Consider the following 17,911-nt stretch of genomic DNA (forward strand, 5'->3'; position numbering starts at 1 on the left):
GGTTTTATATATTGTAAATTATATGTTTCTAAAAATTCTGATGAAATTATTAGATTACATATTTGGGATTCAGAGTTTCACAAGATAGCCACAGAATTAGACATACACACACATTATTATGAAATCAATAGTTTTGTAATAAAAGGTCAAATCGTCAATGAAGTATATTCTGAAAAAATAGATTATAGTGAAGATTACGAAAAACATTACATATACAAAGGTGAATATTTAAATGATAACCGAATTTTAAAAAAAACAGATTCTTTTTTAAATCTGATAAAATCTAATAAAGAAATTATTAAACAAAACGAATTATATAAAATTGAACTAAATACATTTCATAAAGGATATCCTTCTAATTTTGAAGAAATGACTGCCACAATTGTATTTAATGAAAATCATCAAGCGCCAAATCCAATAATTGTAGGTACTGAAAACCTATCAGATAATATGTTTTTTAAAACAACCCAAGTTGATTCTAGTATAATACAAAAAATTTTAACCAAATTATTTAATCCCCCGCTAGAGTGAGTATCTTCCGTTAATGAACACAAACAAAAAAGAGATCATAATTATGATCTCTTTTTTTATTCTTATGTAATAAAAACATTATTTCCCGTTCAATAATTTCTCTAAATATTCAACTTTATCTTTTTCAGCTTGCACCAAACGTTCGTAAAGTTCAACTACTTTATCTAAAGGATTAAAAGTACAATTGTAATCACCCGTTGTAATAATAGGAATACTACCGTGATCTTGAAAAGTATTTCCAATAATATTAAAAACTGCTTCTTCCGAAAAGTTTTTAATTGCTTCAACAGAAACTCCAAGAGCTTTTGCAATCTCAATTAGTTTTTGTTCATCTACAGTTTCGCTGTTTTCAATAGCCGAAATGGCCTGCTGATTTGTTCCTATAGCCTGTGCCAGTGCTTCCTGTTTCATATCTTTAAGCTCTCTGATACGGCTTATATTTCTGCCGATATGTTTTGGTTTTATTGCTGTACTCATAATTCAAAGATATTTAAAATTCTTAAACGAAAATAAATTTAGGTAAAAAACAAGTCGTTTTTGTAAGATACTCTTTTCATAATTTATATCAATTGACAAATTCGGCTTTAGCCAAAAAAATTAAAGATTACGCCAAATCCATTTTATATTAGTTTTAAACTATAGAATACACTTAATACTAAAAACTTATCCAAAAAAAATCATTAAAATTTTACGTGAAGCCGTAAAAAAAAGATAAAAATAAAATAGACCTTTACACAACCAATATGGTTATTAAAACATCCAAATAACTAAACCCAAAACTAAAAATGAAGAAAACTATTTTAAAAACATTTCTTGCTTTTACAACACTATTATTTATTAGTTGTGCAAGTGAGGAAAACACAACAGCAGAACCAGAGGCAGCTGATCCTAGATTACCCAATCAGGAAATTTTTAAACCAGCGATACAATTGATTCCAAAAAGCAAAGCAGGAAAAAGTACCGGAAAATCGGCTGAAACTACTGGCAAACGTCTTGTAAAAGAATTCAGTTTTAGAATTACAAAAGATCTACAAGGAAATGAAGTTCGCAGCAATATTACTGACAATCGCTATACATACGATTCTAATGGACGTTTGCATTCTGTAGACAGATTTAACAATAACGAGTTTTACAAAAATATTACCAAGTTTAATTTCAATGCTACCAATCAGGTAACCAGTACATACTATGCTAATATTGTAGCTGAAATTAATAGCGGCGGTTTTATTTCGAAAGTGACAGCACCGAACGGAACAGTAACTGATATTTTTTATGACGAAATTGGCAGAGATATCAAAGAAGTAGAAAATGGTACCTATATTCAAGAAATTAATCATTTGGAATCTAATGGTGATTATTCTATTGTTGAAGTTACTAATCCGCAATCTATTACCTATTTATACAGTTATGTTGGTAATAAAGTACATGTCGATATTGTTCAGACTCAGAAAAATTTTGCCACACTTATAGAAGGCGCTCCTAATCAAGAATACGAGTACAAGGATAAAATCAGTACTATAACTTATGACCTTACTGTAGATTACACAAAAGCAGGTATTTATTCTAGTGAACCTATTTTTAGATGTTATATTTATAATTGGATGCATATAATAGACTGGAAAGAGAAAGCTGTATCCGGAGGCGAAACAGAATATGAAATTAAATATGATTATGAATATGTTTATGATGCAGATGGCTATTTAACCGAATCAAAACGTACACAAACCAATATTCTTTATCCTGAGGCAAAACCTATTGTCACAAAAACTTTATATTCATACGAATAACTGATGAAACAAAAAGCTACAACTCTAAATTGTAGCTTTTTTTATTATTAAAAACTAAAGACTTATTGACTATTTAGTATTTTTATATTTTTAAAATTAACCTTATTAAAGAGAGGTTTATCACTTATTTACAGAAATCAATTCTAAAAAATAAAAATGGCAATTTGGCAATACCTTCTAATCGTAGTTCCTGAAAAATCCATCGATAATAATTATCAATGCATTTTTAAAAATAATAAAACAGAATTTTTACCGGAGACAAATTCTTTTTGGAAAAATTTTGAAGGTGACATTCCTTCGATTATTTCTGAACTTGATCAAATTATTCCAAAAGCAAACTGGGGCAATGAAACTTATTTGAATTGGAAAGGAAACGGAAGTAGCGATGAAGATAATGATGCCTGCATTTGTTTAAGTGATGATACAACCAAAATTGAAGAATTTCAGTTTCGAATTGACTTACGAAAAGCATCCAATATTACTACTGTTCTTCACGCAATTTTAAATCTCTGTAAAAAAAATCAATTTGTTTTGATTGATTTAAAAGGAGAAATCTTTAAACCTCAAATGCAATATATTATGGAGAGTTTGAAAAGTTCAAATGCAATGAAATTTATTGCTGACCCAATACAATTTTTTGAGAATTTAGAAAATTAATTTTAAATGAAAAAAGAACATAGGATCATACTTGATTTATTAGAAGAATATTTAGAAAAAAATCCAAGTTTAAGATTTGGGCAAGCTCTTTTTAATTTAAGTGTTAATCAATTTCAGGAAACTACTGATCCTCGAAATCCCAATTATAATTTGAGAGATATTCACAGTGACCATGATTTAGATATTATCGAAAGAATTAAAAATCAATTAATTTGGTTTGAATCTCAAAGAAGCAAATAATCTAATGGTAGAAAAAAAACAGACTAAAAGAATAATTCAACTCACTATTGTGGGAGGATTATTTATTTTTATCCTTTACAGATCATATCAGGCAGATAATCTCTTTGCTCCTTTTTTCTACATTATTTTAGGTGTTTTAGAAATTATATTATTATCAAATGTAATTCCTGAAAATTTTAAAATTTTCAAAAAGCATAAAAACATTTATAATTTACTTCCAACTTTTTTAGCTTCTTTCATTATCCTTTTTACTTTAGGGCTTTATCTTTATTATGAAAATTTAGAAAATTCTAAAACATACATTCACGCCAGCGGAAATGGATTAATTATTGACTTAAAAGAAGATGGAAAATATATCATTAAAAGTGGAAGCTGGGGAGGACGAACTCATCATTATGGAAATTACAAAATAAATGACAGTATCATATTCCTCGATAATAAGAAGTTTGGAAAAATAAACATATCTGGTCAATTTAAACAGGGAAAAATTTACATTGATAAAGAAAAAATAAGCGAAAATGTGCTTTTTCAAACTAAAGAAAATAAAATTTTAGAAAATACAGCGTATTTCTACATTAATTAAACCTTCTTTTTAATTACTTTATTTAATAGAGAATGCACTTGCTTTGCCAATAAAATTTAAACTATGGAGAAGTTTTTCCTTATAATATTAATTATTCAAATGCTATGTTATGGCATTGCGGATCACTTTAAAATTAAATATGGTCGTTTAATAATTGTGTCAATATTTCTATCACTTTTTTTAATTGTCTTTCCTCTTTATTTTCGTTTACCGGAAGAAACTATTCAAAATTACTGTGACTTTTACAACTACTTTGATTACTTTCATATCTATTGGAACATTGGAATGACTTTAGTTTTAGCAGCTCATTTTACTTATTGTTATTTACTTAATAAAAAATCAAAAGTATCTAATTAAAAAATTGAATGAGTTTTGTAATAATTAATTTTCCAGTCAAAGTCAATTAGCACAAGCGAGGCGCCCGCACTAGCGATTATACAATAGATATTCTAATAAATACAATCAAAATCTTCAATATTGTTTTTTTTCTCTAAACAAAACAGAAGGTTATTCAATAGAAATCAGAGACTTCCTTACTAAACACTTTCATAAAATATCCAGGTCGTGTTGAAGACTAAAATCATCACTTACTATTTTTTTATATCTTTAAAAACTCTAATTCTGTTCAACTGTTTAGAACATCAAAATACCAAATAATAACATACCAATACTTCTATGAAAAAAACTTTAATTTCATTCCTTTTACTTGGATTTTTTACTTCATATGCTCAGGAATCAAAACCAAAAGCTGCCGATAAACCGCCGGTCGCAAAAGAAGAAAGTTCTGCTGCTAACCTTACTTTCAATCCGGATTCTCAGGTTATCACAAATCACACCACCACAATAAAAGGACAAAAAGTTCCTTATAAAGCAACAACCGGGACGATGCCTGTATGGGACGAAGACGGAAAAGCAATTGCGGGATTATTCTATACGTATTATGAGCGTTCTGATGTAAAGGATAAGGATTCACGTCCTTTAGTTATTTCATTTAATGGTGGTCCGGGTTCTGCTTCGGTTTGGATGGAGATTGCTTACACGGGACCAAGTTTATTAAATATTGATGATGAAGGATATCCTGTACAGCCTTACGGAATAAAGGAAAATCCTTATTCTATTTTAGATGTTGCTGATATCGTTTTTGTAAATCCTGTTAACACAGCTTATTCAAGACCTACAAGCAAAGAAATCCCTACTACAAAGTTCTTCGGTGTAAATGCCGACATTAAATACTTAGCCGATTGGATCAATGGTTTTGTAACCCGTTCTAATCGTTGGGCGTCACCTAAATACCTGATCGGAGAAAGTTATGGTACAACCCGTGTTTCGGGATTAGCGCTTCAATTACAAAACAATCAATGGATGTATCTAAACGGAGTGATTTTGGTATCTCCTACAGATTTAGGGATAACCCGTGGCGTAGTTTCTAATGCTGCCCTTAAACTACCCTATTTTGCAGCTACTGCATGGTATCACAAAATGCTTAGCCCTGACCTTCAAAACAAAGATTTAACTGCTATGTTACCAGAGGTCGAAGATTTTACCATTAACGAGCTTCTTCCTGCATTAAGCAAAGGAGGATCATTGGAAGAACAAAAAAGAAAAGAAATTGCTACTAAAATGGCTCATTATTCTGGTATTTCTGAGAAAGTGATCCTGCAAAATAATTTAGACGTTCCGTACGATTATTTTTGGAAAGAACTCTTAAGAGATAAAGGTTATACAATAGGAAGACTTGATTCAAGATACAAAGGAATTGACCGTAAGGATTCTGGCGAAAGTCCGGATTTTAATGCTGAACTTACGTCCTGGCTGCATTCTTTTACACCTGCCATCAATATGTATGTTCGTAATAATCTTAATTACAAAACAGACTTTAAATACAATATGTTTGGTTCTGTATATCCTTGGGACAGATCTAATGATAAAACAGGGGAAAACCTGAGACAAGCCATGGCTCAAAATCCATATTTACATGTAATGGTACAATCGGGATATTATGATGGTGCTTGTGACTATTTTAATTCTAAATACAATTTATGGCAAATGGATACAAGCGGAAAACTAACCGATCGAATGTCATGGAAAGGTTACAGAAGCGGTCATATGATGTATTTGAGAAAAGCTGACTTAGAAGCGGCAAATGAAGACATCAGAACATTCATAAAACAATCGTTGCCTAAAGCCGGCGAACCTGCAAAATATTAAAGCTAATTTCTAATTTTAAAGAAGCTAAATTACAACCACTATAATTCATGATTACAAAAGCAACATTACAAGATATTCCGTCATTAAACATATTAATCAACTCAGCATACAGAGGAGAAACTTCTAAAAAAGGCTGGACTACAGAAGCACATTTATTAGAAGGAAAAAGAACCAACGAAGAAGAATTAACAACATTTTTTTTAGATCCTAAAAATACATTTTTGAAATTTACTGAGAACGATCAAATTATTGGGTCGGTTTTGTTGGTTGAGAAAGAACATCAATTGTATGTGGGAATGTTGACGGTTTCTCCTGAATTACAAAATAGCGGAATCGGGAAAAAGATGTTGGCTGAAGCCGAAAATCATGCTAAATCTTTAGGATTGTCTACTCTTAGTATGACGGTTGTTTCGGTTCGTGCAGAACTTATTGCCTGGTACAAACGTCATGGTTATGAGGATACGGGCAAAAGAGAACCTTTCCCTTCAAGCGATATTCATATTAACATTTCTGATAAGCCTTTGGAGTTTATCTATTTAGAGAAAAGCCTTTGAGAATTTAACCGCTAAGATCGCAAGGGTTTACGCTAAGTTCGCTAAGCTTTTTATTGCTTGACTTTTATAATCTCGCAAAGGCGCAAAGTTTTTTCACCATATAAGTGATATAAGTTCATTTAAAAGCAAGGTTAAAATCCATCTGGAAACTTGAAGTCATATAAAATATTCAATAAATGAAAATAAGCTTTTTGCCTAAAAAAGACAGCAAAGCCTCTATTTGGAGTGGCGGATTGACCTATGAATATACGATCTATCCGGAAACGACAAGTTATGCCGATAGAGATTTTGCATTCAGAATAAGCAGTGCTTCAATAGAGAAAGTACCGTCAGAATTTACCAAATTTAAGGGCTATCATCGCTATTTGGTTATGCTTGATAACTCCCTGGATATTGAGGTAAACAAAGAGAAAAAAATATATGAGAAATATAAAATCATGGAATTTAATTCGGATGATGAAGTGACTTCTTATACAAAAGGTGCTGATTTTAATTGGATGGTTTCTGAAAAAATAAGCCATCATAAACTGAAAATAGCAAATGGTAATCAGAATTGTAATGCTCAAATAATACTTTTATTTTCTTTAGATACAACAGTTATTACAATTAATGAGAAGTCATACTATTTAGATCCTCATGATTTATTAATCGTTGAAAATCCAGAAAAGGAAAATATAATGATTCATTCTTCTAATGAATGCCTTATCGGAATATTGGATTTTTAATTTGGAATGCTTCAGGTTTCAGGTTTAACCGCAAAGATCGCTAAGGATTACGCAATGTTCGCTAAGTTTTTTTTAATCTCGCAAAGACGCAGAGTCGCAAAGTTTTTATATTCTTTGCGACTCTGTGACTTTGCGAGATTTTTTTTTTAAAAGTCTTAGAAACTCAGCATCTCAGAACCTTAGCACCTCTTTTTAATCTTCGATAAAAACTCGTGCGAGACACCAAGATAAGAAGACAAATTTCTGTTATTGATTTTATCTGCTTTTTGCGGATGTTTCTCAATAAACTCCAGATACCTCTGTTTCGAGGTTTTGTTTAAGACATCAATCAGTCTTTGCTGTATCGCAATATTGGCTTTTTCGACCATAATGATGTGAAACTGGATTAGCTTGGGTACTTGCTCAAATAAAATTGCTTTGTTTGTTTTGCTAATGACCAAGATCTCGCTGTCTTCTATCGCCTTAATGTTGTAGGTTGTAGGCTTTTGATGGTAGAAACTTTCGAGGTCACACATCCATTCGTTTTCGAACGAAAAGAAAATGACACTTTCGGTGCCATTATCATTCAAAATGTAGGTTTTGAAAGCTCCTTTTAAAATAAAGCCTTCATAGGAACTGTTTGAGTTCTGAATCTGTAAAAATTCATTCTTCTTGAGTTTTATGAACTCGGCTTTTTCAACAATAAAATTCCATTCTTGATCTGTTAACGGAATTTTGCGTTCAATACTTAATCGTAGGTTTTTATACATGTGGTTTTTTACTTTTATTCTTACTCAGGGGCGTAAGTAGGTGAATGAATGAAAAATAATGTAATCGATTACGTAAAAGTACCCTTTTTATGCATTTTTGTAAATTAACAACTGTTAAAAAAACACTTTTAACCGATTTATTTTCAAAATATTGAACTTGTTCAACTTTTTAGCAAATATTTATAGTCAGTTTTGCACTGTTAAATTATATAAACCCCCAAATTTATTATTATGAAAATTAAATCAACAATGTCAGTGTTCTTACTTACACTGATTTTAGGTTTTACAGCCTGTAACACCGAAGAAATTGCATCGTCTGCCACTGACGAAAACGCTAGTATTGAAACAACTACCCCTAATTCTGGTAGTTTTACTTCAAAAATTGGAAACTGTGCGCAGGTTCCGGGATGGGCTTCTCAAAACGGAGGTACAACTGGTGGAGGAACTGCTGCTGAAACAAATGTTACTACGTATGCTCAATTGAAATCTGCAATTGAAAACAGTTCTGTAAAAGTGATCAAAGTTAGCGGTACTATTACTGTTACAACAAGATTGTCATTTCAGGATCAAACGGGTAAAACTATTTATGGTGCTAATGGTGCAAAATTAGTTTCGACTAATCAAACTAAAGATGCATCTGGTATTATCAACATCAAAAGATGTAAGAACATCATTATCAGAAATCTTATTTTTGAAGGACCTGGCGCTTACGATACTGACGGTTGGGATAATGCTATTCTTGACGAATGTACAAACGTATGGGTAGATCACTGCGAATTTAGAGATGGTGTTGACGGAAACTTTGACATTAAAAACAAATCAGATTATATTTCGGTTACTTATTCTAAATTTCATTACCTGAAACCACCAAAAGCCGGAGGTTCAGGAGGATCTGATGATCACAGATATTCTAACTTAATTGGTTCAAGCGATGGTGCTACAGGAGATCGTGGAAAATTAAGAATTACTTTCGCTCGTTGCTGGTGGGCTCCGGGTTGTAAAGAAAGAATGCCAAGAGTTCGTTTTGGAAAAGTACATATCGTAAACAGTTTCTTCAACAGTACCGTAAGCAATAAATGTATCGCTGCCGGTTTTGAAGCAGATATTCGTGTTGAAGCCAACGTTTTTGAAGGTGTAAAAACTCCTATTGATTTGATGACAGGTTATACAGCTGTTACAGCAGTTGATAACGTTTTTACCAATACATCTGGAAATCAAGCAGGAAGCAAAACCGCTTTCACTCCTCCTTATTCGATCGTAAAACTGGATAAAACGGCTGTGAAAGCTGATGTTTCTGCAAATGCAGGAGCTACTTTAGGCGGAAACATCTGCGGATCGTTCTAATTGATGACGAGCAGAAAAAAATATGAGTTAGTTTAGTTTTTCATCCTCTGTAAGTTTACATTCTTGCAGAGGATGTTTTTTTTATTTTGCGTTAAATTTAACTGTAAAGTTTAACCGCAAAGAACGCAAGGGTTTTACGCAAGGTTCGCTAAGCTTTATCTTTTTTATCTCGCCAAGTCACAAAGTCGCAAAGTTTTATATTCTTTGCGACTTTGTGTCTTTGCGAGATTTTTTTTAACGACAGTTAGACGCACTGCTGTGCGTCTCTACAGAAAACCTTAGAACCTTAGCCCCTCAGCATCTTAGAACCTTCCTCTAAAGAACTAACTCTTCAAACAATCTTTGAATCGTTTTTTCTAAATCCTGAGATAATCCTGAATGCGGTCTGGAAGTTTGAATCGCTGAACTACGAATAGCGGTTAACCAACGAAAACGTTCCGGAATATCCATCGCTCCTATTGGGCCGCTGTCTTTGGTTCCGTTTACTATTTTTTCTAATGCTATTATGTTACAATGCAATTGTTCGATATCAAAATCGTTTGATAAGGCTTCAATTTTAGCATCGTTTATGTGGTGCAATACTTTTATAAATTTGGCTCTTTTACAAAACAAAATGATTCCGATATTCAGGAATTCTTCGCGTTCTACTCTTGGCACAACACGAATTACGGCATACTCATATAAGTGACTATCTTGCATTTTGAGCCTGATTTACAAAGATTTCGGAATTATTTAATCTGGTTTGCAAAAACTGTAAATATACATTTCGCAAAGCTTCGGGAGTTTCGTCTGTGTCTTCCCATTGCAGCCACTCTTCTGGAATTGTATTTACAATATCTACCAGAATTTCGGGTGTTAAAAGTGCTTTATATTCGGCGTCGACTTCTTTTAAAAGTGAGGCTTGTGGCAATAAAACATGGTCTTTTATCAATGCAAACGGACTTTTGGCGTGTTGTTCCCAATTATTCCAGGAATGGTGAAAATACAAACATGCACCGTGATCAATAAGCCATAATTCTTTATGCCAAATCAACATATTGGTGTTTCTAAACGTACGATCGACATTGGTAATATAGGCATCTAACCAAACAATTTGCGAAGCTAATTTAGCATCTACAGTTGTTACAACAGGATCGAATGTAATAGCACCAGATAAAAAATGAAGTGCCAAATTTAATCCCTGGCTTCCTTGCAGTAAATCCTGAATTTCTTCGTCGCCTTCGTTTCTGCCAAAGGCTTCGTCGAGATTAGCGAAAACCAATTCGGGTAATTGTAATTTAAGGGCTTTTGCGATTTGTCCGCCTACTAGTTCGGCTATTAGGGCTTTTACGCCGTGACCGGCTCCGCTGAATTTTAGGACGTATTTAAAATCGTCATCGGCTTCTGCCAAAGCGGGTAAAGAACCGCCTTCGCGCAAAGGCGTTATATATCGGGTAACGTTTACCGTTCTAAGATCGAAATTGTTTTTCATTTTTTTAAGATTCAAAGATGCTAAGAAACTGAGTTGCTAAGTTTCTAATCTTTGATATTACAAACTTACGTTTTTTTGATTTTAGATTGTAGAAGGTAGATTTTAGATTTTTTTCTTGTTCACGCAGATTTTGCAGATTTATTCTCATTTTATGTCATCCTGAGCGAAGTCGAAGGACTTGCCAATTGGAACGTGGGCTTCGACTTCGCTCAGCCTGACAAGCTGAATGCAACAAGCTACAACAAAAAATCTTTGCGAACCTTGCGTAAATCTTAGCATCGTTTGCGGTTAATTTTTTAAGTTTCCAAGCTCAAAAATGCTTTACCAAGATTTTCAATAATATCTGATGCTATAAAAGATTGATATCCTGTTTGTGGCAAAGCAATATCGGCTGTTAGGCCATGAAGATAAACGCCCAGTTTTACAGCATATCTGGGTTCGTAACCTTGCGCTACAAAACTTGTTATGATTCCGGTTAGGGTGTCGCCGCTTCCTGCGGTGGCTAAGGCTGCATTTCCGGTGGTGTTTTCGTAGATTTCAGTTTTATTGATGATGTAGGTTGGTGCGCCTTTCATGACAATGATTAGCTTATATTTTTCGGAGAAAGCGATTGTTTTTTGAAATTTTTCGGATTCTGAATTCCATTTGCCTATTAAACGTTCGAGTTCTTTTGGATGTGGTGTAAGAATTGTGTTTTCGGGAACTAATGCTAACCAGGATTGATTTTCGGCGAGGATGTTTAACGCATCGGCATCGAGTACCAAAGGTGTTTTGTTGATTCTTAAAAATTCAAATAAGGCTTTTTGTGTTCCCAGCTCCTTCCCTATTCCCGGTCCAATTGCAATGGCTTGTGGCTGAATAGGAAAATGAATATTAGTGATAAAATTAGCGTTTTCATCGGTGACAACCATCACTTCGGGAATAGAGATTTGGAGAATTTGATAGCCACATTTTGGTGTAAAAGTAGTTACGAGTCCGCAACCGGATTTTAGGCAGGATTTTGATGCCAAAACTGCCGCTCCTATTTTGCCGTAACTTCCGGCAATAATCACTGCGTGGCCCTGAAGTCCTTTGTGTGTATGAGGATTTACGGGCTTGTAGAATTTTAGAATTTCTTCTTTGGTGATTAAAAGCGGATCTTTCATTTGGGCTTATTTATCTATTGTAATATTTTAATTATCTATGAATTTAGGTTAATTCTAACGCGGATAAAACGGATTTACTTCGTAAAAACGCGGATAAAAACGGATTTTTAATTTGGCTGCTGTACGCTCTTTCTTAATTTAATAAATAACACATTGAGTATATTTTTTAAACACATAGAAACATTAGCATGATTGAATTCAGATAAGGCGTTTTACTTGCATTAACACATCCCGATAGCTATCGGGACTATGTGTGAGAAACGAGTTTCTTTTTAATTTACTTTTTCAAAATCATAAAAGCTATGTTTCTATGTGTTTAATTATTTTTTTTACGCTTACACCAATGGATTAAATTAGTTAATTAAAGTTACACAAAAAATTGAAGAAGAAAGTATTTCTTTTTATCGGAATTCCTAGCCCAGATTGCAGTGAAAAGCCCGGAGTAAAAAAAGCAAAAGTTTCTTGTTCTAAAAAAGCGACCAACGGAAGCTCTTTTTAGAACATTAGAAACTTTGCTTTTTTTATGTCCCGATAGCTATCGGGATGTAACGAAAAGCTGGAATTGCTCCTAATTATTGCGAAATTTATAATTTAGACTATCATTTTTATATATTTTTTGAATAAATTTGCGACACAATTTTATAAAACAACACAATGAAAAATACTGCGCTTACGCACATACATGAGAGTTTGGGAGCGAAAATGCTTCCTTTTGCGGGTTATAATATGCCTATTACTTATGAGGGAATTAACGCTGAACACGAAACGGTTCGTACTGGTGTGGGCGTTTTTGACGTTTCGCATATGGGTGAATTTTTGTTGACGGGGCCAAATGCTTTGGCTTTGATTCAGAAAGTAACTTCGAACGATGCTTCGACTTTGACAATTGGTAGAGCGCAATATTCTTGTTTGCCAAACAATGAAGGCGGAATCGTAGATGATTTGATTGTGTATAAAATGAAAGAGGAAGAGTATTTACTGGTTGTAAATGCTTCGAATATTGACAAGGACTGGAACTGGATTTCATCGCACAATGATTTGGGTGTTGATATGAAAAACCTATCTGATGATTATTCTTTATTGGCGATTCAGGGGCCAAAAGCGGTTGAAGCTATGCAACCTTTATCGTCTATAGATTTATCGGCGATTGCTTATTATCATTTTGAAGTGGCTGATTTTGCTGGTTTTAATGATGTAATTATCTCTGCAACTGGTTATACTGGTTCTGGTGGATTTGAAATTTACTGCAAAAATGAAGATGCTGAAGCGATCTGGAATAAAGTTTTTGAGGCTGGTGCAGCTTTTGGTATTAAACCAATTGGCTTAGCGGCTCGTGATACTTTGCGTCTTGAAATGGGTTTCTGTTTGTACGGAAATGACATTAATGACTCTACTTCTCCGCTTGAAGCAGGATTGGGATGGATTACTAAATTTACTAAAGATTTTACCAATTCTGAAGGTTTGAAAAAACAAAAAGAAGCTGGTGTTACAAGAAAATTAGTAGCTTTTGAAATGCAGGAACGTGCAGTGCCAAGACATGATTACGAAATTGTTGATGCAGCTGGCGAAGTAATTGGTATTGTAACTTCGGGAACAATGTCGCCTTCTATGAATAAAGGTATTGGTTTAGGATATGTTACGGTAAACAACAGTGCTGTTGACAGCGATGTTTTTATTAGAATTCGAAAAAATGATGTTCCGGCTAAAGTGGTAAAATTGCCGTTTTATAAGAAATAGTTTTTAATATAAAAATTTCAGCAATGCGTTACTTAAAAGTAGCGCATTTTTTTTTTGCCACGAATTCAATAATTTTTTATTTAAACCCTATCAAATAATTCGCGAATTTGTGGCTGTTTTTTTTAGTGTTTTGAAAATCGCCTACTAAGAACAAATCGTTACGATGTAAGAAATTTTAGAAAAATTGTAACTTTTTATCAAAAAATAAAGTGTAATTTTAGTCTAAACGAAGATTTTCGATTTATGAAAAAAATATTATTAGTATTGATACTGGTTACCAATGTTCTATTTAGTCAAAATAGTGACAATACATGTGAAATACTAAACAAAATAAATGCACTTATTCAGGAAGAACATATTAGACCAAAACTGGTAGATGATAGCTTGTCGGTTTTTGTTTTTGATAATTTAATTAATGAGTTAGATCCTTCGAGAAACATCTTTTATAAGTCTGAATATGACGAATTAGCCGATAAATATCGTACCAATCTGGATGACCTTATCCTGAGCGATCATTGTGATTTTTTAGGCGATATTACATCTGTATATAAAAAGGGACTTTTGAGAACGAAAACTGTTCTCGAAAAAATTCAAAAAGAACCGATGGATTATACTAAAAAAGACACCATCAGGTTTTATAAAAAATCCTTTGCTTTTTACCTTAAAAAAGAAGATCTCGAAAAAGTATGGTCTAAAAAAATCCGTTATCAGATTCTGGACGAAATTGCTGAATCCAGTGATAATTTAGATTCTCTTAAAACTAATTTTAAGTCGATTGAATTAAAGTCTAAAAACCTGATTGTTGCAAATGAAATTTGTAGAATAAATACACTTTTAGAAACCAATACGAAACAGGAAGAAAAGCTCTACAATTACTTTTGTACTTATTTTGATCCGCATACGGCTTATTTTAGTGATGATTCTAAAACGAGTTTTGTTGCTTCGTTATCAAAAGAACATTTGTCTCTGGGGATGACTGTGAGCCTAAACGAAAAAAATGAAATTATTATAGCTGAACTTGACCCTAATGGCCCGGCTTATCAGACGGGGCAAATAAAAAAAGGCGATCAGATTGTTTCGATATCCAATCAAAAAGAATCGCTGCAGGTTTCATGTGCTTCGTTAGAATCTATTTCGACAATGATTTTATCAGAATCAAATAAAAGTATTACGCTTACGCTAAAGCGAAATTCGGGTAAAAGCTTTGATGTGTATATCGAAAAGCAGGTAATGAAAGATGAAGATAATTCGGTTTTTAGTTTTATTATTGGCAAAGACAGTAAAATTGGCTACATCAAAATCCCGAGTTTTTATGCTGATTTGGATGGTAACAGTCGAAAAGGTTGTGCTGATGATGTGGCTCGCGAAGTGATAAAACTGGAAAGGGATAATATAAAAGGCCTTGTAATTGATTTAATTGATAATGGTGGCGGATCTATGGAAGAAGCCATAAAACTGGCCGGAATGTTTATTGATTACGGTCCGCTTTCGATTGTGGTAGATAACAAACAAGGTACATCGGTCATAAATGATCCTTATAAAGGTTTGATTTATAAAGGTCCAATTGTGATTTTGGTAAATAGTAATACGGCTTCGGCAAGCGAATTTTTCTCTTCTATAATGCAAGATTATAATCGTGCGCTATTGTTAGGCAGCAATACGCTTGGAAAAGCTACTATGCAAACTATTCTTTCGCTTGACGAAACTAAAAACACTGACTTTCTAAAAATTACGATTAATAAATTCTACAGGGTTACAGGGAAAAGCCACCAATATATAGGAGTAAAACCTGATGTAGTTTTGCCTGAATTTTACGAAGGTGTTTATCAAAAGGAAAGCGATTTCCCAACGGCTATAAAAAATGATAGTATTCAAACCTCTTTAAAATTCAGACCTTACGTAAAAAGGGCTCTGATCGATAAACTGGCAAAAAACAGTACGAACCGATTGGCAGATAATTATTTCTTTAATAATATAAAAAAGATAAATCTTAAAATTGATCAGCTTGTTAATACGCCAAAAGCAGAGATTCCGATGACTTTGGATGCGGTTTTTAAACAGAAAAAGACCGTAAATTCTCTTTGGAAAGAAATCAATACGTTTAATGATGAAAATAATCCGTTAGACGTTTATAACTCCACTGTGAATCAGTTTTTGTTAGGCGCTTATCCTAATGATAAAACCATAAATCAGTACCAGATTAATAATCTAAAAACAAATCCGTACCTGAATGAAGCGGTGAATGTTATTAATGAGTTTAATGGGGCGAAGTAGATTTTAGATTTTAGATTTTAGATTTTAGATTTTAGATTTTAGATTTTAGATCTTATCACATTTTCAAAGTCTTCTACTTTGAAAATGATATTATGGATAAAACTTGTTGACGTTATCTAAGATTAATCTTTAAAACCTTTGCGAACTTAGCGTACATCTTAGCGATCTTAGCGGTTCAATTATTCGCAAAACATAATTTAAAAAAGAATACAATTGATTTTGCTAAAAAAAGGAATAACCGTATTTTTGCATCTCAAAACTAAAAATTAGAAATGGGAAGAGCGTTCGAATTTAGAAAAGGAAGAAAAATGAAACGTTGGTCAGCAATGGCCAAAACATTTACCAGAATTGGTAAAGACATCGTTATGGCTGTTAAAGAAGGCGGTCCTAACCCTGACGCCAATTCTAGATTAAGAGCTGTAATACAAAATGCAAAAGCCGCTAACATGCCTAAGGACAATGTAGAGCGCGCGATAAAAAATGCAAGTAATAAAGATACTGCCAACTATAAAGAGATTTTGTTTGAAGGATATGCTCCTCACGGAATTGCAATTTTGATTGAAACTGCCTCTGACAACAATAATAGAACTGTAGCCAACATTCGCAGCTATTTTAATAAATGCAACGGTACAATGGGAACTCAGGGTTCTGTTGAGTTTATGTTTGACCACACTTGTAATTTCAGAATTGCAAAAGGTGATCTTGATCCTGAGGAATTAGAGTTGGAACTTATTGATTTTGGTGCCGAAGAGGTTTTTGAAGACGAAGACGGAATCTTAATCTACGCTCCTTTTGGAAGCTTTGGTGCTTTACAAAAAGAATTAGAAAACAGAGGTCTTGAGATTTTATCTTCTGGTTTTGAGCGTATTCCGCAAATCACGAAAGAACTTACTGAAGCTCAAATCGCTGACGTTGAAAAACTAATCGAAAAAATTGAAGAAGATGATGACGTTATGAACGTTTATCATACTATGCAAGAAGCGTAATATTCTCTTTTTTATAAATATCAAAAAGTCCTGAAATTTTTCAGGGCTTTTTTTGTGGCATCATTTCTACTCTTTTTTTATCATCTTAATAAAGTAAATCATAGACTCAGATATTAATTTAAAAGAATATAGGCTAATTAAAATAAACTGTTATATTTGTTAATCTCAGCAAATAATTAATTTAAAATATACTTCTATGCAAACATCAAAATATACAAGATACGCAGTTATCGTTTTCGTAATTTTATTTGTAGTTCTTAGCGTTATCAGCTAAAAACATATAAATTATAAACTTAAAAAAGCCTTCTAAGAATCAAATTCAGGAGGCTTTTTTTTGAAGTTATTAAAATTAAACTATGAATAAAATAAAGCAATTTTTCTGCATCTTACTTATTATTAATATACTAATATCTTTACTTATAATTTTTAGTAATTTATTCAGTTTAAAAGAACCTTTTCAAAATATTACAGCTATAAATCATCAAAGCAAATATTTAATAAATGACGTTTTAGTTTTAGATACAATAATCACGACTTCAAAGGTAAAAGATGGCTCAACAAGTTACAGTACAACAATAAGAGGCAAATTACTAAATCGAGACATTTCAAAAGAAATCAACTTTTTATATCAGGACAATAGCTATAATAAATTAATTTTTGATTTAAAGTACAAGAACAGAAATCAACAAGGCTTAGAAGTTTATAGAAATATATTAAATGATAACATTTTTTTAAAAGATTATAAATTCTTAAAATACAGAAAAACAGATGCACTTTTAAAAATATATTTCATTTGTTCATTGGTACCATCACTATTTTTTATGGTAATTCTATTAAAAAATAAAAGAAACTCTGCATATTAAGTATTTCGAACAAAAATTATACAAAATAAGGCTTGCAAAAAATGATCTAAAAACCGG

The 17,911-nt window shown here is 32.6% G+C and carries 18 protein-coding genes; 13 read left to right on the plus strand and 5 right to left on the minus strand.

Going from position 1 to position 17,911, the window contains the following annotated elements; all coding sequences use genetic code 11:
- The coding region (locus ACIDC4_RS23260; protein ID WP_488381168.1) for a hypothetical protein at nucleotides 1-531 on the plus strand (531 nt) is incomplete at its 5' end.
- A 78-nt stretch (nucleotides 532-609) separates the two neighbouring features.
- Here the strand turns inward: ACIDC4_RS23260 and ACIDC4_RS23265 are convergent.
- Nucleotides 610-1,008 (minus strand): helix-turn-helix domain-containing protein, encoded by a 399-nt coding sequence (locus tag ACIDC4_RS23265; protein WP_412045379.1) that lies wholly within the window; start codon nucleotides 1,006-1,008, stop codon nucleotides 610-612.
- A 308-nt stretch (nucleotides 1,009-1,316) separates the two neighbouring features.
- On the opposite strand from ACIDC4_RS23265, the gene ACIDC4_RS23270 reads away from it, so the two are divergent.
- The 7 genes from ACIDC4_RS23270 to ACIDC4_RS23300 all read left to right on the plus strand — a co-directional run bounded on the left by ACIDC4_RS23270 (nucleotide 1,317) and on the right by ACIDC4_RS23300 (nucleotide 7,285).
- Complete coding sequence (locus ACIDC4_RS23270) at nucleotides 1,317-2,318, plus strand: hypothetical protein (RefSeq protein WP_412045380.1); 1,002 nt, start codon at nucleotides 1,317-1,319, stop codon at nucleotides 2,316-2,318.
- A gap of 156 nt (nucleotides 2,319-2,474) precedes the next feature.
- Nucleotides 2,475-2,975 (plus strand): hypothetical protein, encoded by a 501-nt coding sequence (locus ACIDC4_RS23275; RefSeq protein ID WP_412045381.1) that lies wholly within the window; start codon nucleotides 2,475-2,477, stop codon nucleotides 2,973-2,975.
- 6 nt (nucleotides 2,976-2,981) lie between these two features.
- The gene (locus ACIDC4_RS23280; RefSeq protein WP_412045382.1) at nucleotides 2,982-3,215 is read left to right on the plus strand and encodes a hypothetical protein; all 234 of its coding nucleotides are present in this window, start codon (nucleotides 2,982-2,984) and stop codon (nucleotides 3,213-3,215) included.
- Between the two features lie 4 nt (nucleotides 3,216-3,219).
- Nucleotides 3,220-3,798: a hypothetical protein gene (locus tag ACIDC4_RS23285; protein ID WP_412045383.1), complete on the plus strand. Its 579-nt coding sequence runs from the start codon at nucleotides 3,220-3,222 to the stop codon at nucleotides 3,796-3,798.
- Nucleotides 3,799-4,473: 675 nt separating this feature from the next.
- Nucleotides 4,474-6,006, plus strand: a complete 1,533-nt coding sequence (locus tag ACIDC4_RS23290; RefSeq protein WP_412045384.1) for a S10 family peptidase — start codon at nucleotides 4,474-4,476, stop codon at nucleotides 6,004-6,006.
- 47 nt (nucleotides 6,007-6,053) lie between these two features.
- Nucleotides 6,054-6,560 (plus strand): GNAT family N-acetyltransferase, encoded by a 507-nt coding sequence (locus ACIDC4_RS23295; RefSeq protein WP_412045385.1) that lies wholly within the window; start codon nucleotides 6,054-6,056, stop codon nucleotides 6,558-6,560.
- Between the two features lie 176 nt (nucleotides 6,561-6,736).
- Nucleotides 6,737-7,285 carry a HutD family protein gene (locus ACIDC4_RS23300; protein WP_412045386.1) on the plus strand — a complete coding sequence of 183 codons (549 nt, stop codon included), beginning with the start codon at nucleotides 6,737-6,739 and terminating at the stop codon, nucleotides 7,283-7,285.
- A 179-nt stretch (nucleotides 7,286-7,464) separates the two neighbouring features.
- On the opposite strand, the gene ACIDC4_RS23305 is transcribed toward ACIDC4_RS23300, so the two are convergent.
- The gene (locus ACIDC4_RS23305; RefSeq protein ID WP_412045387.1) at nucleotides 7,465-8,034 is read right to left on the minus strand and encodes a Crp/Fnr family transcriptional regulator; all 570 of its coding nucleotides are present in this window, start codon (nucleotides 8,032-8,034) and stop codon (nucleotides 7,465-7,467) included.
- Nucleotides 8,035-8,265: 231 nt separating this feature from the next.
- Between ACIDC4_RS23305 and ACIDC4_RS23310 the strand changes: the two genes are divergently transcribed.
- Entirely contained in the window at nucleotides 8,266-9,378 is a 1,113-nt protein-coding gene (locus ACIDC4_RS23310; RefSeq protein ID WP_412045388.1) for a pectate lyase family protein, read from the plus strand.
- A gap of 315 nt (nucleotides 9,379-9,693) precedes the next feature.
- Here ACIDC4_RS23310 and ACIDC4_RS23315 read toward each other — a convergent pair whose 3' ends face one another.
- From ACIDC4_RS23315 to ACIDC4_RS23325, 3 genes are all read right to left on the minus strand, one after another.
- Nucleotides 9,694-10,077, minus strand: a complete 384-nt coding sequence (locus ACIDC4_RS23315; protein WP_412045389.1) for a DUF3037 domain-containing protein — start codon at nucleotides 10,075-10,077, stop codon at nucleotides 9,694-9,696.
- A complete protein-coding gene (locus ACIDC4_RS23320) occupies nucleotides 10,067-10,849 on the minus strand; it encodes a HipA family kinase (protein WP_412045390.1) in 783 nt (260 codons plus the stop codon). Before ACIDC4_RS23320 ends, ACIDC4_RS23315 begins: the two co-directional genes overlap by 11 nt.
- 296 nt (nucleotides 10,850-11,145) lie before the next feature.
- The gene (locus tag ACIDC4_RS23325) at nucleotides 11,146-11,994 is read right to left on the minus strand and encodes an NAD(P)H-hydrate dehydratase (RefSeq protein ID WP_412045391.1); all 849 of its coding nucleotides are present in this window, start codon (nucleotides 11,992-11,994) and stop codon (nucleotides 11,146-11,148) included.
- A 654-nt stretch (nucleotides 11,995-12,648) separates the two neighbouring features.
- On the opposite strand from ACIDC4_RS23325, the gene gcvT reads away from it, so the two are divergent.
- The 4 genes from gcvT (at nucleotide 12,649) to ACIDC4_RS23345 (ending at nucleotide 17,854) form a co-directional block, all read left to right on the plus strand.
- A complete protein-coding gene (gcvT, locus tag ACIDC4_RS23330) occupies nucleotides 12,649-13,731 on the plus strand; it encodes a glycine cleavage system aminomethyltransferase GcvT (protein WP_230037083.1) in 1,083 nt (360 codons plus the stop codon).
- A 243-nt stretch (nucleotides 13,732-13,974) separates the two neighbouring features.
- Nucleotides 13,975-16,005, plus strand: coding sequence for a S41 family peptidase (locus ACIDC4_RS23335; RefSeq protein ID WP_412045392.1), 2,031 nt, complete (start codon nucleotides 13,975-13,977; stop codon nucleotides 16,003-16,005).
- Nucleotides 16,006-16,277: 272 nt separating this feature from the next.
- Nucleotides 16,278-16,991 carry a YebC/PmpR family DNA-binding transcriptional regulator gene (locus tag ACIDC4_RS23340; RefSeq protein ID WP_029269334.1) on the plus strand — a complete coding sequence of 238 codons (714 nt, stop codon included), beginning with the start codon at nucleotides 16,278-16,280 and terminating at the stop codon, nucleotides 16,989-16,991.
- Between the two features lie 356 nt (nucleotides 16,992-17,347).
- On the plus strand, nucleotides 17,348-17,854 hold the full coding sequence (locus ACIDC4_RS23345; RefSeq protein WP_412045393.1) for a hypothetical protein: 507 nt from the start codon (nucleotides 17,348-17,350) through the stop codon (nucleotides 17,852-17,854).
- Nucleotides 17,855-17,911: the final 57 nt, after the last annotated feature.

The organism is Flavobacterium sp. C3NV (genome assembly GCF_046825355.2).
Taxonomy (GTDB): Bacteria; Bacteroidota; Bacteroidia; order Flavobacteriales; family Flavobacteriaceae; genus Flavobacterium.

Bases quoted from the DNA above. Each gene is read 5' to 3' on its own strand.
- ACIDC4_RS23290 (WP_412045384.1), top strand. From the start codon at position 4,474: ATGAAAAAAACTTTAATTTCATTCCTTTTACTTGGATTTTTTACTTCA.
- ACIDC4_RS23300 (WP_412045386.1), top strand. From the start codon at position 6,737: ATGAAAATAAGCTTTTTGCCTAAAAAAGACAGCAAAGCCTCTATTTGG.
- ACIDC4_RS23335 (WP_412045392.1), top strand. From the start codon at position 13,975: ATGAAAAAAATATTATTAGTATTGATACTGGTTACCAATGTTCTATTT.
- ACIDC4_RS23345 (WP_412045393.1), top strand. From the start codon at position 17,348: ATGAATAAAATAAAGCAATTTTTCTGCATCTTACTTATTATTAATATA.
- ACIDC4_RS23295 (WP_412045385.1), top strand. From the start codon at position 6,054: ATGATTACAAAAGCAACATTACAAGATATTCCGTCATTAAACATATTA.
- ACIDC4_RS23285 (WP_412045383.1), top strand. From the start codon at position 3,220: ATGGTAGAAAAAAAACAGACTAAAAGAATAATTCAACTCACTATTGTG.
- ACIDC4_RS23315 (WP_412045389.1), bottom strand. From the start codon at position 10,077: ATGCAAGATAGTCACTTATATGAGTATGCCGTAATTCGTGTTGTGCCA.
- ACIDC4_RS23270 (WP_412045380.1), top strand. From the start codon at position 1,317: ATGAAGAAAACTATTTTAAAAACATTTCTTGCTTTTACAACACTATTA.
- ACIDC4_RS23340 (WP_029269334.1), top strand. From the start codon at position 16,278: ATGGGAAGAGCGTTCGAATTTAGAAAAGGAAGAAAAATGAAACGTTGG.
- ACIDC4_RS23280 (WP_412045382.1), top strand. From the start codon at position 2,982: ATGAAAAAAGAACATAGGATCATACTTGATTTATTAGAAGAATATTTA.
- ACIDC4_RS23320 (WP_412045390.1), bottom strand. From the start codon at position 10,849: ATGAAAAACAATTTCGATCTTAGAACGGTAAACGTTACCCGATATATA.
- ACIDC4_RS23275 (WP_412045381.1), top strand. From the start codon at position 2,475: ATGGCAATTTGGCAATACCTTCTAATCGTAGTTCCTGAAAAATCCATC.
- ACIDC4_RS23310 (WP_412045388.1), top strand. From the start codon at position 8,266: ATGAAAATTAAATCAACAATGTCAGTGTTCTTACTTACACTGATTTTA.
- gcvT (WP_230037083.1), top strand. From the start codon at position 12,649: ATGAAAAATACTGCGCTTACGCACATACATGAGAGTTTGGGAGCGAAA.
- ACIDC4_RS23305 (WP_412045387.1), bottom strand. From the start codon at position 8,034: ATGTATAAAAACCTACGATTAAGTATTGAACGCAAAATTCCGTTAACA.
- ACIDC4_RS23325 (WP_412045391.1), bottom strand. From the start codon at position 11,994: ATGAAAGATCCGCTTTTAATCACCAAAGAAGAAATTCTAAAATTCTAC.
- ACIDC4_RS23265 (WP_412045379.1), bottom strand. From the start codon at position 1,008: ATGAGTACAGCAATAAAACCAAAACATATCGGCAGAAATATAAGCCGT.